Below are 15,518 nucleotides of genomic sequence, written 5' to 3' on the forward strand. Positions count from 1 at the left end.
ACCGCTCCGGGATCGGTCTGCGGAGTCGACACTCGACCGATTCAGGATGGGCGGAATGCCGACTTTTACCGGTGCTGCGTGCCACAGTAGTGGCCGGTGTCGGTGCAGCTGGGTCACCGACGTGTGTTCTACGACCTCGAAATGGGGAGTTGTTGATGGTTCTGAATACGAAGGCGATGCGGAGGGCTGCGATCGCCGCTACGGCCGCGACCGCGCTCGTTCTCGCGGGCTGCTCGTCGGACAACGGTGGCGACGACACCTCGACCGGCGGCGAGGATACCGCTGCTTCCGGTGAGGGCCGCGGCCCGATCACGATCGTCGAGGGGCAGGATCCCCTGAACGCGGCGCTCGAGAGCATCATCGCCGACTGGAACGCCGAGCATCCCGACGAGCAGGTGACGTTCAAGCCGCTGGCCAAGGAGGCCAACGACCAGTACGACGACATCGCCCAGCGGATGCAGGCCCGCAGCGACGAATACGACCTCATCGCCGTGGACGTCACCAACACGGCGGAGTTCGCCGCGAACGGCTGGCTGCTCCCCCTCGAGGACGACCTGGCGATCGACACCGAGGGCCTGCTGCCCGCGACCGTCGAGTCGGGTACCTACAACGGCACCCTGTACGCCGCCCCGAAGAACACCAACGGCGCGTTCCTCTACTACCGCACCGACCTCGTCGACGAGGCCCCCGCGACCTGGGACGACCTGAAGGCCGAGTGCCCGAAGGCCGAGGAGGCGGGTATCGCCTGCTACATCGGTCAGTTCAAGAACTACGAGGGCCTGACGGTCAACGTCACCGAGATCGTCAACGCCTTCGGTGGCTCCTTCGTCGCCGAGGACGGCCTGACCCCGGCCGTCGACGACAAGACGGCCGAGGGCCTGCAGTTCATCGTCGACAACTTCGAGGACGGCATCATCCCGGCCGCCGCGCAGACCTACACCGAGGGCGAGTCGCAGACCGCCTTCGGCAATGGCGAGGCACTGTTCCTGCGCACGTGGCCCGGCTTCTACACCGACGGTGAGACCTCATCGGTCGCCGGCAACTACGGCATCGCCGTCCTGCCCGGCGTCGACGGCCCCGGCGTCTCGACGCTCGGCGGTTACAACGTCGGCATCAGCGCGTTCTCGGATGCTCCCGCCACCGCGCGCGACTTCCTCGAGTTCATGCAGACCCGCCAGGCGCAGATGTACTACGCGGAAGCGGGCGGCGCCCCGGTTCTCGCCGAGGTCTACGACGACGCCTCGATCCTCGAGCAGTACCCCTACTTCTCGACGCTGAAGGAGGCCCTCGAGGCCGCCAAGCCGCGTCCGGCGTCGCCGTACTACTCGGCCGTGTCGAAGGCGATCGCCGACAACGCCTACGCTGCGATCCGTGGCGAGAAGACCGTCCAGCAGGCGCTGGACGACACCCGGGCCGGCATCGAGACCGCCGGCAACTGATGCTCTAGGAGCAGTACATGGCTGACCCGCAGGTCGACACTCCCGCGGATCCGCCACACGCCCCCGCGGTCGGGACCGTCCCCGGTCCCGACCGCGGACGTGTCGGCGGACGTCACCGCGTGCCCGCACCTCCCGTCACGGCGGTGAAGAAGCGGCGCAAGATCCCGGTGTGGATGTTCGTCGCCCCGTCGATGCTCGTCCTGGCCGTGATCATCCTGTACCCGCTCGGACGAGCGGTGTGGATGTCGCTGCACGGTGACTCGAAGCGACTCGACCCCGAGACGGGCCGATTCGTCACCGGGGGTTTCGTGGGGATCGAGAACTACACGCGCTGGATCACCCAGACCTGCAACACCGCCACCGGTTCGATCCCGTGCCCTCCGGGCACCCTCGGCTCCCAGTTCTGGCAGTCGATCTTCAACACCTTCTTCTTCACCGTCGTCACGGTCTCGCTCGAGACGGTGATCGGTTTCGCGATGGCGATCGTGATGGCCAAGTCGTTCCGGGGTCGCGGCCTGCTGCGTGCCTCGGTGCTGGTGCCGTGGGCGATCCCCACCGCCGTCACCGCCAAGCTGTGGTTCTTCATCTTCGCCAACGACGGTGCCGCCAACAAACTGCTCGGCACCGACTACCTGTGGACCGCCGATCCGTGGCCCGCGCGCTTCGCGATCATCGTCGCCGACGTGTGGAAGACGGCACCGTTCATGGCGCTGCTCATCCTCGCCGGCCTGCAGATGATCCCGCAGGACGTCTACGAGGCCGCGAAGGTCGACGGTGCGAACGCCTGGCAGCGGTTCAAGATGATCACGCTGCCGCTGGTCAAGCCCGCCCTCATGGTGGCGATCCTGTTCCGCACCATGGACGCGCTGCGCATGTACGACCTGCCCGCGATCATGATGGGGTCCAATCCGGCGACGTCCACGATCTCGGTGCTCGTCGTCGACCAGATGCGTCAGGGTTCGAACTCCGCGTCCGCCCTGTCGACGATCACCTTCCTGCTCATCTTCGCCGTCGCCTTCGTGCTGGTGCGGTTCCTCGGCGCCAACGCGGTGAGTACGCAGGAGAAGCAGCGTAAGGGGGAGGTCGTATGACCGTCACCACCGAGATTCCTCGGAGCCGGCCGGAGCCGGAGCCCACGCCGGTGCAGACCCGCAAGGTGCCGTTCAAGCGCAGGATGAGCACGGTCGGCACCTATCTGGGTGTCGCGCTGATCGTCCTGTGGGGCCTGGCCCCCTGCTATTGGATGATCGTCACGGCCCTGCGCGACCCGTCGGAGACGTTCAGCACGACCCTGTGGCCGTCGAACCCGACACTGCAGAACTTCGCCGACGCGCTCGACCCCGACGCCAAGGTCAACTTCTCGCGGGCGCTGCTCAACAGCGTCATCATCGCCGGCGCCACCACGGCGGTCGCGCTGCTGCTCGGCGTGTTCACCGCCTACGCCCTGTCGCGCTTCGAGTTCCGCGGCAAGTACTTCGTCACCGGCATCATCCTCGGCGCGTCGATGTTTCCGGTCGTCGCGCTCGTGACGCCGCTGTTCCAGCTGTTCACCGACATCGGCTGGATCGGCAAGTACCAGGCGCTGATCATCCCGAACATCTCGTTCGTGCTGCCGCTGACCGTCTACACGCTCACCTCGTTCTTCTCCGAACTGCCGTGGGAGCTCGAGGAGGCCGCCCGCATGGACGGCGCGACGCGCGGGCAGGCGTTCCGCCTGGTCATGCTGCCGCTCGCGGCACCTGCGCTGTTCACCACGGCGATCCTCGCCTTCATCGCGACCGTCAACGAGTACCTGCTGATGTCGCAGCTGTCGAGCGAGAGCACGGCCCCGGTGACGGTGGCGATGGCACGGTTCACCGGCACCGACCCGTACGTCACCCCGTACGCGTCGATCATGGCCGGCGGCACGCTCGTCATGGTGCCGCTCGTGGTGATGGTGCTGCTCTTCCAGCGACGCATCATCTCGGGTCTGACCGCGGGTGGCGTCAAGTCGTGAGGAAGGTTCCGCGCCGGAACCGACTCGAGATGCTGCTCGGCCTGCTCACGGTGTTCACGGTGATGGCCGTGATCTCCGCGGTCGCCGAGCTGACGTCGCCGCAACCCGGCATCGTGCCGTCCCTCGTGCTGCTCGCATTCGTCGTGATGTGGGGGTTCGCGTTCCGCGCGTGGCGCCGATCGGGCTGACCCTGTCGTGACGATGGCCCCGCCGTGACGTGAGAAGGAGCACCGTACCGGTGTTCCGGAGGCGTCTCGTGGTCGTTTCCGTACCATACGGTGGGCGGGAGACCCTCCCGTCCGGATTTTCGGTACCGAGAAAGTGGAACGAGTGACGAGCCCGACAAGGTCGACATCCTCGCGCGCCGCCGCGGCCGCAGCGAAGAAGCGCAGGGGACGCATCGTTCGCTACGCCGTACTCGTCGCGTTCGTTCTCGCCGTGCTCGTCCCGCTCGGGATCTTCGCCACCGCCTACTACTCGGCGGAGGTGCCGACCCCGGCGGACATGAAGACGAACCAGCTCGCGCGGGTCTACGCATCCGACGACGCCACCGAGATCACCCGGGTGGTCCCGCCGGAGGGCAACCGTGTCGAGGTCGGGATCGCGCAGATCCCCGAGCACGTCCGCAACGCCGTGCTGTCGGCGGAGGACCGCAACTTCTACAGCAACCCGGGCTTCTCGATCACCGGTTTCGCACGCGCAGCCCGCGACAACGTCATGGGCAAGGACACCGCCGGCGGCGGTTCCACGATCACGCAGCAGTACGTCAAGAACGTGCTCGTCGGCTCCGATCGCACGCTCGAACGCAAGATGCGCGAACTCGTCATCTCCACCAAGATGGCGCGGCAGTGGTCGAAGGACGAGATCCTCGAGGCGTACCTCAACACCATCTACTTCGGTCGCGGCGCCTACGGCATCGGCGCGGCGTCCCAGGCGTACTTCGGCAAGCCTGTCGAGGAACTGTCGGTCTCTGAGGGCGCCGTCCTGGCCGGGGTGATCCAGACACCGTCGTCGCTCGACCCCGAGTACAACCTGCCTGCCATCGAGGAGCGCTGGAACTACGTGCTCGACGGCATGGTCGAGATGAAGGTCCTCGACCCGGCCGAGCGGCCGGACCAGGTGTTCCCCCCGACGGTGCCGTCGGACACCCTCGTGCTGGCCACCGAGGCGACCGGACCGGAAGGTCACATCCGTACCCAGGTGCTGCGTGAGCTGTCCGCGGCGGGGATCAGCGAACAGGCCCTCAACACCGAAGGTCTGCGCATCACTACCACCATCGACCTGAAGGCCCAGCAGGCGGCGATCGACGCCGCTCGGTCCACGCTGTCCGGCGAACCCGGGGAACTGCGCACCGCCGTGGTCTCGATCGATCCCCGCTCCGGTGCCGTGCGCGCCTACTACGGCGGTGAGGACGGTGCCGGTTTCGACTTCGCACAGGCCCCCGTCCAGACGGGTTCGGCGTTCAAGGTGTTCGGCCTGCTCGCCGCGCTCGACGACGGGATCGGCCTCAACGCGCGTTTCGACAGCTCCCCGCTCACGGTGGGCAATGTCCGCATCGGCAACGTCGAGGGTGAGTCGTGCGGACGTTGCACGATCGCCGAGGCGCTCAAGCGGTCGCTGAACACGAGCTTCTACCGGCTCATGATGTCCATGTCGAACGGCCCGCAGAAGATCGCCGACGCCGCGCATGCGGCGGGGATCCCGCTGACGATCCCCGGGGTCGAGGGGCAGACGCTGAGCGAGAACGGCGGTCCGCCGGAGGGCGGCATCGTCCTCGGCCAGTACCAGGCACGGGTCATCGACATGGCTTCCGCCTACGCGACGATCGCCGCGTCCGGTGTCTTCCACGAGCCGTACTTCGTGCAGAAGGTCGTCACGGCCGACGGTGTCGTGCTCCTCGATCGTCCGCCGTCACCCGGCGAGCAGCGCTTCGACGCCGCGGTCGCCGACAACGCAACCCAGGCCATGATGCCGATCGCCGCATACTCGCGCGGGCACGCGCTCGCCGGTGGCCGGCCGTCGGCGTCGAAGACCGGCACTACGCAGCTCGGCGACACCGGGTTGAACAAGGACGCCTGGATGGTCGGGTACACGCCGTCGCTGTCGACGGCCGTGTGGATGGGCACCCCCGACGCCGGGGCGATCACCAACAGCTGGGGCGGGTCGATCTACGGTTCCGGACTGCCGTCGGACATCTGGAAGAGAACGATGGACGGCGCCCTCGAAGGCACGCCAGTCGAGAGCTTCCCGTGGCCGGCGTCGATCGGTGGTCAGGCGGGTGTCCCGAAGGACGCCGGCATCGAGGCCACCACCGCTCCCCCGGCGCCGACCTTCCAGCTGCCCGACCTGTCGAACCTGCCGCCGATCACGATTCCCGCGCCCCCGGTCGATCTGCCTGTCCCCGTGCCTTCGCAGATCGAGGTGTTCCCCGGCGTGACGATCCAGATCCCCGGCTTGTAGATCCGCACTCCACCCATCGAGGGGAGGTCGTGTGCGTGTTCCCGTCCGGGAACGCACACAACCTCCCCTTCGTCGTCGAGGCGGTTCGGGTCTACGGCCCGGCCAGCACCGTCGGCAGCAGCGCGGCCGAACAGTCGACGACCTCGTCGACGCTCGGTGTGCCTTCGCGGAACCGGTCGATGGCCAGCGACTCCACGAACGCCCACCACGCCCGCAGCCGCATGCGGGTGACGGGGGTGTCATCGCAGCCCAGCGCCGCGACGACCCGCTCGACCATGGTGTCGCGCATCGAGTCGTGGATGTCGCGGATCTGAGGGTCGGAGCCGACGCCGCTGTGGAAGAACGTCTGGTAGTTGTCGCCGTGGCGGTCGATGAACGACACGAACGGGTGCAGCACCGCCCGGAGGGGATCCTGCTCGTCCGGATCGGGATCCGCCGCGCGGAGCAACCGGCGTGATGCGGCGCCGACGACGGCGACGTAGAAGTCCTGCTTCGTGGGGAAGTAGCGGAACAGCAGGCCGCGGGAGATGCCGGCGATCTCGGCGACGCGGTCGATCGACAGGGCGTGGATCGGGCGCGTCGACAGCTCCTGCAGCCCGATCGCCACGAGTTGCCGGCGACGTTCCTCGGGTGGCAGGCGACGCCGTCCTTTGGACGCCTCTTGTCGCGGGGTGCTCACACCGATAGCCTAACTGAGCATCGCTCAGTTACGACCGCCCGACCGGGCAGATTCCCGGTCGAACTCGACGGAAGGCACCCGATGGATTTCGCACAGTCCGAGCGCAGTCGCGACTATCTCGAACGCCTCCGAGCGTTCATCGTCGCCGAGGTCACGCCCGTCGAACAGCGACTGCGGGCCGAGCGACGCACCCCGGGCGAGGGACGACGCGACATCGACGCCGCCGAGAGGTGGGCCGTCTCCCCCGAATTCCGCGAGCTGCAGCGCAAGGCCCGCGCCGAGGGCCTGTGGAACCTCTTCCTGCCCGACGCCGAACTCGGTGCCGGACTGTCGAACATCGAATACGCCCCGCTCGCCGAGGAGATGGGCCGCTCGCAGTTCGCCTCCGCGGTGTTCAACTGCGACGCCCCCGACACCGGCAACATGGAGGTCCTCTACCACTACGGCAGCGAGGCGCAGAAGGAACAGTGGCTGCGCCCGCTCCTCGACGGTGAGATCCGTTCGGCCTTCTGCATGACCGAACCCGAGGTCGCGTCGTCGGACGCGACGAACATGGCCGCGACCGCCGTGGTCGAGGGCGACGAGATCGTGCTCAACGGCCGTAAGTGGTGGAGCACCGGCGTCGGCCATCCCGACTGCAAGGTGCTCATCTTCATGGGCCTGACCGATCCGGAAGCCCACAAGTACCAGCGACATTCGATGGTCCTCGTGCCCTTCGACACCCCCGGCGTGAAGGTCGAACGCATGCTCCCGACGATGGGCTTCTTCGACGAGCCCGGCGGCCACGGCGAGGTGTCGTTCACCGACGTGCGACTGCCGCTCGATGCCGTCATCGCCGGTCCCGGACGAGGATTCGAGATCGCCCAGGGCCGGCTCGGTCCCGGCCGCATCCACCACTGCATGCGCCTCGTCGGGCTGGCCGAGCACACCCTCGAACTCGCGTGTCGCCGCGGCCTCGAGCGCACCGCCTTCGGCAAGCCGATCATCAACCTCGGTGGCAACCGCGAACGCATCGCCGACGCCCGTATCGCGATCAACCAACTGCGGCTGCTCGTCCTGCACGCGGCCTGGCTGCTCGACACGCAGGGACTCGCCGGAGCGCGCTCGGCGGTCTCGGAGATCAAGGTCGTCGCACCGCGCGTCACCCAGCAGATCGTCGACTTCGCCATCCAGATCCACGGTGGTGGCGGGCTTTCCGACGACTTCCCCCTCGCCGGTGCGTGGACGGCGGCGCGAGCACTGCGTCTCGCCGACGGACCCGACGAGGTGCACCAGGGGCTCGTCGCCCGGTTCGAACTCGGCAAGTACGCGTGAGAGGGAGATCTCGACGATGACCACACTTCCCGACAACGCCCGCACCGTTCGCGAGGAAGACGCCTTCGACGTCGACGCGGTCGCGGCCTGGCTCGCCGAGCACGCCGGCATCACCGGAGTGCCGGAGGTCCGCCAGTTCTCCGGCGGCGCATCCAACCTGACCTACCTGCTGCGCTATCCGGATCGCGATCTCGTGCTGCGCCGGCCGCCGGCCGGGGCGAAGCCGTCGTCCGGTCACGACATGGCACGCGAGTACCGCATCCAGTCGATGCTCGCACCGGTCTACCCCTACGTGCCCACCATGATCGGCCTGTGCACCGATCACAACGTGCTCGGCAGCGACTTTTACGTCATGGACCGCGTTCCCGGAACCATCCTGCGGACGAATCCGCCCACGCAACTCGACCTCTCCGAAGCGGATACCCGCACCCTGTGCCTGCGCATCGTCGATCTGCTCGTCGAACTGCACGGCATCGATCCGGAGTCCGCAGGACTGTCCGAACTGGGTCGCGGATCCGGTTACGTCGCACGGCAGGTCGCGGGCTGGACGTCGCGCTACGCCAAGGCCCGCACCGACAACGTCCCCGACTTCGCCCGTGTCACCGAGTGGTTGGCGGCTCGGCAGCCGCAGGACGTCGCGCAGACCGTGATCCACGGCGACTTCCGGCTCGACAACATCGTCCTCGACGAGAACGATCCGCTGAATCCGGTCGCGGTCCTCGACTGGGAGCTGGCCACCATCGGCGACCCCCTGATGGACCTCGGCTCGTCGCTCGCCTACTGGGTCCAGGCGGACGACGACGACATGCTGCTGCTGACGAAGCGACAGCCGTCCGATCTCCCCGGCATGCTCACTCGTCAGGAGATCGTCGAATACTATTCCGAGCGAACCGGACTGCCGGTGGACGGTTGGGGATTCTACGAGGTGTTCGGACTGTTCCGCCTCGCCGTGATCGCCCAGCAGATCTACTACCGCTATCACCACGGCCACACCTCCAATCCTGCCTTCAAGGACTTCTGGATCGTGGTCGGCTATCTCGAATCCCGTTGCAGTGCATTGATCGATCGATACGAGAAGGAGAGCCGATGAGCCGCCCGCAGCGACGGAACATCCTCATCACCGGTGCGAGTTCCGGCCTCGGTGCCGGAATGGCGCGTGAATTCGCCGCGCGAGGAAGGAATCTCGCGCTCGCCGCTCGGCGCGTCGAACGGCTCGAGGAGCTGCGGGACGAACTGCTCGCCGCGTACCCGGGCATCACCGTGAGCGTGCGCGCTCTCGATGTGAACAAGCACGACGACGTGTTCACCGTCTTCCGCGAGTTCGACGAGGAGCTCGGTGGTCTCGATCGGGTGATCGTCAACGCCGGCCTCGGCAAGGGACAACCGCTCGGTACCGGCTACTTCCGCGCGAACGCCCAGACGGCGAACACCAACTTCCTCGGTGCACTGGCGCAGAGCGAAGCGGCCCTCGAGCTCATGCGGCCCCGTGGGCGCGGGCACGTCGTCCTCATCTCGTCCATGAGCGCGGTGCGGGGCATGCCGCGCAACCTGACGACCTACGCCGCGTCGAAGGCCGCCGTCGCCTCGCTCGGTGAGGGGATGCGGGCCGACCTCGCCGACACCGACATCTCGGTGAGCACGATCTTCCCGGGATACATCCGGTCGGAGATCAACGAGAAGGTGAAGAAGGTCCCGTTCATCGTCGACACCGAAACAGGTTGTCGCGCACTGGCGGCTGCGATCGAGAAGGAACCGGCCAAGGCGTACGTGCCGGGCTGGCCGTGGATTCCGCTCGGCTACGCGATGAAGGTGCTGCCGCTGTCGGTGATCCGGAAGATGGCGTAGGCGGGTCCGGAACCCACAGCGGCAACGGCGAAGGCCGCATCCCACGTGAGGGATGCGGCCTTCGCCGGAAATACTGCCGGAGAACGACTTACGCGTCGGCTCCGATGATGAACGCCTCGAGCTGGGCACGAGCGGAATCGTCGGCCATCTGGACCGGCGGGGACTTCATCAGGTATGCCGAAGCCGGGAGGATCGGGCCGCCGATGCCGCGGTCCTTGGCGATCTTCGCCGCGCGGATGGCGTCGATGATGATGCCGGCCGAGTTCGGAGAGTCCCAGACCTCGAGCTTGTACTCGAGGTTCAGCGGGGCGTCACCGAAGGCGCGACCCTCGAGGCGGACGTATGCCCACTTGCGGTCGTCGAGCCACTGCACGTAGTCGGAGGGGCCGATGTGCACGTCGCGGTCGTGGACCTTGCCGGCGAGGGGGCCGTTGAGGTTCGACGTGACGGCCTGGGTCTTGGAGACCTTCTTCGACTCCAGACGCTCGCGCTCGAGCATGTTCTTGAAGTCCATGTTGCCGCCGACGTTGAGCTGGTACGTGCGGTCGAGCACGACACCGCGGTCCTCGAACAGCTTTGCCATCACGCGGTGGGTGATGGTGGCGCCGACCTGCGATTTGATGTCGTCGCCGACGATCGGGACACCGGCGTCGGTGAACTTCTGCGCCCACTCGGGGTCGGAGGCGATGAACACGGGGAGAGCGTTGACGAAGGCGACGCCCGCGTCGATGGCGCACTGCGCGTAGAACTTGTCGGCCTCTTCGGAACCCACGGGGAGGTAGGAGACGAGAACGTCGACCTGGGCGTCCTTGAGCGCCTGAACCACGTCGACGGGCTCGGTGTCGGACAGCTCGATGGTCTCGGCGTAGTACTTGCCGATGCCGTCGAGCGTGTGGCCGCGCTGCACGGGCACGCCGAGCGGCGGCACATCGGCGATCTTGATGGTGTTGTTCTCGCTCGCGAGGATCGCCTCGGACAGGTCGAAGCCGACCTTCTTGGCATCCACGTCGAACGCGGCGACGAACTGGACGTCGCGCACGTGGTAGGGACCGAATTCGACGTGCATCAGGCCGGGGACGGTGGTCTCGGCGTCCGCATCCTTGTAGTACTCGACGCCCTGGACCAGGGAAGAGGCACAGTTCCCCACGCCCACAATGGCCACGCGCACCGCGGTGCTGTTCTCACCCATGGTCGGGTTCTCCTTCTTTGTTGCGTGCTGCTGACGACTGCTCGGCGGCGATGAGTTCGTTGAGCCAGCGCACTTCGCGCTCGCTGGACTCGAGGCCGAGCTGATGGAGCTGACGGGTGTAACGATCGAGTGTGCCGCTGGCCCGTCCGATCGCATCGCGGAGCGCTTCTCTGCGCTCCTCGACCTGGCGGCGCCTGCCTTCGAGAATTCGCATCCGCGCTTCGGCGGGAGTGCGACCGAAGAAGGCGAGGTGCACGCCGAATCCGTCATCGGTGTAGTTCTGCGGTCCCGTGTCGGCGACCAGCTCGGTGAAGCGTTCTCGACCCTTCGGGGTGAGCTGATAGACGCGGCGGGCACGTCGTTTCACGGGACCGGGAATTCCCGGATCCTCTTCGATGAGGCCGTCCGCCTGCATTCTCCGCAGAGTCGGATAGAGCGACCCGTAGGAGAAGGCGCGGAAGGCTCCGAGGAGCCCGGTCAGACGCTTGCGCAGCTCGTAGCCGTGCATGGGCGATTCGAGGAGGAGCCCGAGTATCGCCAGTTCCAGCACGGGTCACCTCCTGTTTCCGTTCGAACCAACCGATTGATACGACACGGAACTATATCGCGCCGATATATACGACGATACGCCCCATACGGTTCGTGTCACGTCCGGTTGCGGGCGGGCACCCTTCTCCGGACCCGATCGGACATGCGTCGGTGCCAACTCGACCACCCGTCTTCGATGTCCGGTGGGCCACTCCCCGCCCCTTGCCGCATCGCCCGCACGTACTCTGGAAGCCGTGCGAATTCAGCGGCAGGTGGTGGACTACGCGTTGCAGCGGCGCTCGCTGCTCGCAGAGGTCTACTCGGGGCGACGCGGAGTCAGCGAGGTCTGCGACGCGAGCCCCTATCTGCTGCGGGCGGCGAAATTTCACGGCCGGGGCAGCGATGTGATGTGCCCCATCTGCCGTAAGGAGCAGTTGACTCTTGTCTCGTGGGTCTTCGGCGACAAACTCGGTCCGGTGTCCGGGTCGGCGCGCACCCCCGAAGAGTTGGTGCGTCTGGCCGCCAGCCAGGAGGAATTCTCGGTTCACGTGGTCGAGGTGTGCCGCACCTGCAGCTGGAATCACCTGGTGCAGTCGTACGTCCTGGGATCGCAACCAGCACCCAAGAGCCCGCGTCGCCGGTCGACGGGATCGAGCCGTCGTACCGCCAGCGAGTGAAGGGGTACCGGCAACGTGCCCGTACGCTTTCTCGTGGAGTTCGCTCCTGGGTCCGACCCGCACGACCTGATCGTCGCGTCGTCCGCTGCGCACATCGTCGATCGACTGCCGTCCGTCGGCATCGCCGATCGGCTCTTCGTGGAGCAGTGTCGAGGCCGCGGCGTGATGCGTCGCGAGAACAGTTGGAGATGAGTACGTGAGTTCCCCCGACAACGAACCCGAGGACAACAAGGCCGTCCCGCCCCAGCGCAGCGGTTCCGCCGGACCGCAACCCGGGCAGCAACGTCCCGGTCCTCCTGCCGGTGCCGGTCAGGGACAGCCGGGTCCGGGACAGCCCGCTCCGGGACAGCAGCGCCCTGCCCAGGGCCCGGTGCAGGGTCGTCCGTTGCCGCCGCAACCGCGCCCGCAGGGTCAGCCGGGAGCACAGGGCCAGCCGGGCCGACCGGGCGGACAGCCCGGTGGTCCCGCAGGTCAGCAACCGCCGCGCCCCGGCGGCCGGCCGCCGTACCCGCCCCAGGCTCCCGGTCCGGGGCAGCGTCCTCAAGCCCCCGGCCAGGGACAGCGCCCTCTGTCCCCCGGCCAGGGACAGCGTCCTCCGGCTCCCGGTCAGGGGCAGGGACCGGGCCCCCAGCAGGGCCGACCGGGACAGCCGTACCCACCGCGCGGACCGGTGCCCGCCCCGGGCGCCAACCAGCCGCGTAACCCCAACCAGTCGATGCCGCCGCGTCCCGGCACGTTGCCGCCCGGCGCGGTGCCTCCCGTCCAGCGCACGCCGCAGGCCGATCCGACCGTCGCCATGCGTCCCGGAGCGGACGCGGCAGGTGCGCAGCGTCCCGGAGCGGACGCGGCAGGTGCGCAGCGTCCCGGAGCGGACGCGGCAGGTGTACAGCGTCCCGGAGCGGATGCCCCGACGCAGCGGGTCTCCGCGGCGAGCGCTGCAGTCGGTGCGAGTGCTGCAAAGAGTGCGAGTGCTGCGGACGATGCACCCACGACGCGCGTTGCCGGTGGCCCGCCCGCAGGCGGACCTCCCACGGTTCCGCCCGGCGGCGGTTCGGGTGGGGGCGCCGGGGGTGGAAAGGGCGACGGCAAGAGCAACCGCTGGCGCACGATCCGCCGGATCGGTTACGGCGTGGTCGCCGCCGGCATCCTCGTCCCGATCCTCATGTTCATGCTGGCGTACATCGTCCAGGACGTGCCGCGCCCCGGTGAGCTGCAGACGAACCAGGCCGCGACCATCTTCAACTCCGACGGTCAGGGTGTCATCACGAAGGTGATCCCACCGGAGGGCAACCGCACCGAGGTCGAACTCGACGCGATCCCCGTGCACGTCCGCAACGCCGTGCTCGCCGCCGAGGACCGCGATTTCTACAGCAATCCCGGCTTCTCGGTCACCGGCTTCGCGCGTGCCGCCCGCGACAACGTGCTCGGCCGCGACAGCGCCGGTGGTGGTTCGACCATCACCCAGCAGTACGTGAAGGTCGCCGTCGTCGGTTCCGAGCGGACGTTGACGCGAAAGCTCAAGGAGCTGGTGCTGTCGACGAAGATGGCGAACCAGTGGGCCAAGGACGACATCCTCGCGGCCTACCTCAACACCATCTACTTCGGTCGCGGTGCCTACGGCATCGCAGCGGCGTCGAACGCGTACTTCGGCAAGCCCGTCGGTGAGCTCACCGTCGAGGAGGGCGCCGTGCTCGCGTCGTCGATCCAGTTGCCGTCGCTGCTCGATCCCGAGCAGAACCCCGAGGGTGCGGAGGCGCGCTGGAACTACGTGCTCGACGGCATGGTCGCCGCCGGCACGCTCGATGCCGCCGAACGGTCGGGTATGAAGTACCCGGCCTACGTGCCGATCGCTGAGCTCGACAACGGCGACCAGTCGTCCGGCCCCGAAGGTCTGATCAAGAACCAGGTGCTCGCCGAGTTGTCCCGCGAGGGCATCGACGAGAACCTCCTCAATACGGCCGGTCTCCAGATCACCACGACGATCGACCCCCAGGCCCAGCAGTCGGCGGTCGAGGCGGCGCAGAGCAATCTCGAGGGCGAACCCGAGGAGTTGCGTACCGCGGTGGTGTCGGTCGATCCCCGGTCCGGGGCGATCCGCGCCTACTACGGCGGGGAGAGCGGTGTCGGTTACGACTTCGCCCAGTCCGGTCTGCAGACGGGGTCGTCGTTCAAGGTGTTCGGCCTGGCCGCCAACCTCGACCAGGGCGTGCCGTTGTCGCAGACCTACGACAGCGGTCCGCTGACGGTCAACGGCATCAAGATCGGCAACGTCGAGGGCGAGTCGTGCGGGCAGTGCACCATCGCCGAAGCGCTCAAGCGGTCGCTGAACACGAGCTTCTACCGGATGATGCTCGAGATGGACAACGGCCCGCAGGCCATCGCCGACATGGCGCACAAGCTGGGTGTCGCGAAGGAACTGCCGGGCATCGGTGAGACGCTCACCGAGCCGGAGGGCGTCGGCCCCAACTACGGCATCGTGCTGGGCCAGTACCAGTCGCGCGTGCTCGACATGGCCTCGGCGTACGCCACGCTCGCGGCGTCCGGCCGTCATCACGAGCCGTACTTCGTGCAGAAGGTCGTGACGTCCGACGGCGAGGTGCTCCTCGACCGTGGCACCCCTGCCGGTGAGCAGGTCGTCGACGCGGCGGTGGCCGACAACACCACTTCCGCGATGACCCCGATCGCCGCGTACTCGAACGGCCACGCCCTGGCCGGCGGCCGTCCGTCCGCGTCGAAGACCGGTACCGCTCAGCTCGGCGACACCGGCTCCAACAAGGACGCGTGGATGGTCGGTTACACCCCGTCGCTGTCGACCGCGGTGTGGGTCGGCACCGAGGAGGGCCTGCCCCTCGAGAACAGCTGGGGCGGCATGATCTACGGCTCGGGTATCCCGTCGGACATCTGGAAGGACACGATGGACGGCGCTCTCGAAGGCACCGAGGTCGAGTCGTTCCCGAAGCCGGAACCGATCGCCGGTGTCTCCGGCGTGCCGGCGTGGACCGCGTCGACGACAGCTCCGGCCACCCGTGAGCAGACCACCACCTCGCGTGTCGTGCCGAGTCTTCCCGAGGTTCCGGAGATCACCACGCAGAACGTGGAGATCTTCCCCGGCGTCACCATCCCCGTTCCGGGTGTCGCCCCGCAGACGACCACCCAGAACGCGCCCTCCCGTCCCGGTAACGGCGGTCAGGAGGAGGAGAGCGAGGATACCGGCGGCGGAACCGGCGGTGGTACCGGCGACGACTCCGACGAGGGTGGATCGCCTCCGCAGAACCGCATCCCGGGACTCGAGAGCCCCGCGATCCCGGGCGCGCAGGGAGGCGGATTCCAGGGCGCGCAGGGCGGTAGTCCCCAGGGCGCGTTCGAATACGCTCCGGCCGGGTAGCCTCGC

At 67.8% G+C, this 15,518-nt stretch carries 14 protein-coding genes; 11 read left to right on the forward strand and 3 right to left on the reverse strand.

Going from position 1 to position 15,518, the window contains the following annotated elements; genetic code table 11:
* Positions 1-155 precede the first annotated feature (155 nt).
* The 5 genes from BLV31_RS02860 to BLV31_RS02880 all read left to right on the forward strand — a co-directional run bounded on the left by BLV31_RS02860 (position 156) and on the right by BLV31_RS02880 (position 5,895).
* Positions 156-1,439, forward strand: coding sequence for an ABC transporter substrate-binding protein (locus tag BLV31_RS02860; protein ID WP_006550832.1), 1,284 nt, complete (start codon positions 156-158; stop codon positions 1,437-1,439).
* Between the two features lie 17 nt (positions 1,440-1,456).
* Positions 1,457-2,530, forward strand: a complete 1,074-nt coding sequence (locus BLV31_RS02865; protein WP_019290533.1) for a carbohydrate ABC transporter permease — start codon at positions 1,457-1,459, stop codon at positions 2,528-2,530.
* 83 nt (positions 2,531-2,613) lie between these two features.
* Positions 2,614-3,435, forward strand: coding sequence for a carbohydrate ABC transporter permease (locus tag BLV31_RS02870; RefSeq protein WP_064060761.1), 822 nt, complete (start codon positions 2,614-2,616; stop codon positions 3,433-3,435).
* Positions 3,432-3,623, forward strand: coding sequence for a hypothetical protein (locus tag BLV31_RS02875; RefSeq protein WP_006550829.1), 192 nt, complete (start codon positions 3,432-3,434; stop codon positions 3,621-3,623). Before BLV31_RS02870 ends, BLV31_RS02875 begins: the two co-directional genes overlap by 4 nt.
* A gap of 142 nt (positions 3,624-3,765) precedes the next feature.
* Positions 3,766-5,895, forward strand: a complete 2,130-nt coding sequence (locus tag BLV31_RS02880; protein WP_064060738.1) for a transglycosylase domain-containing protein — start codon at positions 3,766-3,768, stop codon at positions 5,893-5,895.
* Between the two features lie 91 nt (positions 5,896-5,986).
* Here the strand turns inward: BLV31_RS02880 and BLV31_RS02885 are convergent, their stop codons facing one another.
* A complete protein-coding gene (locus tag BLV31_RS02885) occupies positions 5,987-6,574 on the reverse strand; it encodes a TetR/AcrR family transcriptional regulator (protein ID WP_024102478.1) in 588 nt (195 codons plus the stop codon).
* A gap of 81 nt (positions 6,575-6,655) precedes the next feature.
* Between BLV31_RS02885 and BLV31_RS02890 the strand changes: the two genes are divergently transcribed.
* Genes BLV31_RS02890 through BLV31_RS02900 form a run of 3 tightly spaced genes read left to right on the forward strand, consistent with a single transcriptional unit; the run spans position 6,656 to position 9,733 of the window.
* Positions 6,656-7,888 (forward strand): acyl-CoA dehydrogenase family protein, encoded by a 1,233-nt coding sequence (locus BLV31_RS02890; protein ID WP_006550825.1) that lies wholly within the window; start codon positions 6,656-6,658, stop codon positions 7,886-7,888.
* Positions 7,889-7,904: 16 nt separating this feature from the next.
* On the forward strand, positions 7,905-8,978 hold the full coding sequence (locus tag BLV31_RS02895; protein ID WP_064060737.1) for a phosphotransferase family protein: 1,074 nt from the start codon (positions 7,905-7,907) through the stop codon (positions 8,976-8,978).
* Positions 8,975-9,733, forward strand: coding sequence for an SDR family oxidoreductase (locus tag BLV31_RS02900; RefSeq protein WP_006550823.1), 759 nt, complete (start codon positions 8,975-8,977; stop codon positions 9,731-9,733). The genes BLV31_RS02895 and BLV31_RS02900 overlap by 4 nt, the downstream gene beginning before the upstream one ends.
* A gap of 88 nt (positions 9,734-9,821) precedes the next feature.
* On the opposite strand, the gene BLV31_RS02905 is transcribed toward BLV31_RS02900, so the two are convergent.
* Both BLV31_RS02905 and BLV31_RS02910 read right to left on the reverse strand, forming a co-directional pair.
* Complete coding sequence (locus BLV31_RS02905; RefSeq protein ID WP_006550822.1) at positions 9,822-10,922, reverse strand: inositol-3-phosphate synthase; 1,101 nt, start codon at positions 10,920-10,922, stop codon at positions 9,822-9,824.
* Positions 10,915-11,472: a PadR family transcriptional regulator gene (locus BLV31_RS02910; protein ID WP_006550821.1), complete on the reverse strand. Its 558-nt coding sequence runs from the start codon at positions 11,470-11,472 to the stop codon at positions 10,915-10,917. The genes BLV31_RS02905 and BLV31_RS02910 overlap by 8 nt, the downstream gene beginning before the upstream one ends.
* Positions 11,473-11,704: 232 nt before the next feature.
* Here BLV31_RS02910 and BLV31_RS02915 point away from each other — a divergent pair, with 232 nt between their 5' ends.
* The 3 genes from BLV31_RS02915 (at position 11,705) to BLV31_RS02920 (ending at position 15,512) form a co-directional block, all read left to right on the forward strand.
* Positions 11,705-12,127 (forward strand): DUF5318 domain-containing protein, encoded by a 423-nt coding sequence (locus BLV31_RS02915; protein WP_172414849.1) that lies wholly within the window; start codon positions 11,705-11,707, stop codon positions 12,125-12,127.
* A 15-nt stretch (positions 12,128-12,142) separates the two neighbouring features.
* Positions 12,143-12,319: a hypothetical protein gene (locus BLV31_RS24910; RefSeq protein WP_153811623.1), complete on the forward strand. Its 177-nt coding sequence runs from the start codon at positions 12,143-12,145 to the stop codon at positions 12,317-12,319.
* Positions 12,320-12,842: 523 nt separating this feature from the next.
* Positions 12,843-15,512, forward strand: a complete 2,670-nt coding sequence (locus BLV31_RS02920; RefSeq protein ID WP_064060760.1) for a transglycosylase domain-containing protein — start codon at positions 12,843-12,845, stop codon at positions 15,510-15,512.
* The last annotated feature ends 6 nt before the right edge of the window (positions 15,513-15,518 follow it).

Source organism: Rhodococcus pyridinivorans (genome assembly GCF_900105195.1).
Lineage (GTDB): Bacteria > Actinomycetota > Actinomycetes > Mycobacteriales > Mycobacteriaceae > Rhodococcus > Rhodococcus pyridinivorans.

What these genes read in the sequence shown, in the direction of transcription:
- BLV31_RS02860 (WP_006550832.1), top strand. Translation starts at nt 156, where the DNA reads ATGGTTCTGAATACGAAGGCGATGCGGAGGGCTGCGATCGCCGCTACG.
- BLV31_RS02865 (WP_019290533.1), top strand. Translation starts at nt 1,457, where the DNA reads ATGGCTGACCCGCAGGTCGACACTCCCGCGGATCCGCCACACGCCCCC.
- BLV31_RS02870 (WP_064060761.1), top strand. Translation starts at nt 2,614, where the DNA reads ATGAGCACGGTCGGCACCTATCTGGGTGTCGCGCTGATCGTCCTGTGG.
- BLV31_RS02890 (WP_006550825.1), top strand. Translation starts at nt 6,656, where the DNA reads ATGGATTTCGCACAGTCCGAGCGCAGTCGCGACTATCTCGAACGCCTC.
- BLV31_RS02895 (WP_064060737.1), top strand. Translation starts at nt 7,905, where the DNA reads ATGACCACACTTCCCGACAACGCCCGCACCGTTCGCGAGGAAGACGCC.
- BLV31_RS02900 (WP_006550823.1), top strand. Translation starts at nt 8,975, where the DNA reads ATGAGCCGCCCGCAGCGACGGAACATCCTCATCACCGGTGCGAGTTCC.
- BLV31_RS02905 (WP_006550822.1), bottom strand. Translation starts at nt 10,922, where the DNA reads ATGGGTGAGAACAGCACCGCGGTGCGCGTGGCCATTGTGGGCGTGGGG.
- BLV31_RS02920 (WP_064060760.1), top strand. Translation starts at nt 12,843, where the DNA reads ATGCCGCCGCGTCCCGGCACGTTGCCGCCCGGCGCGGTGCCTCCCGTC.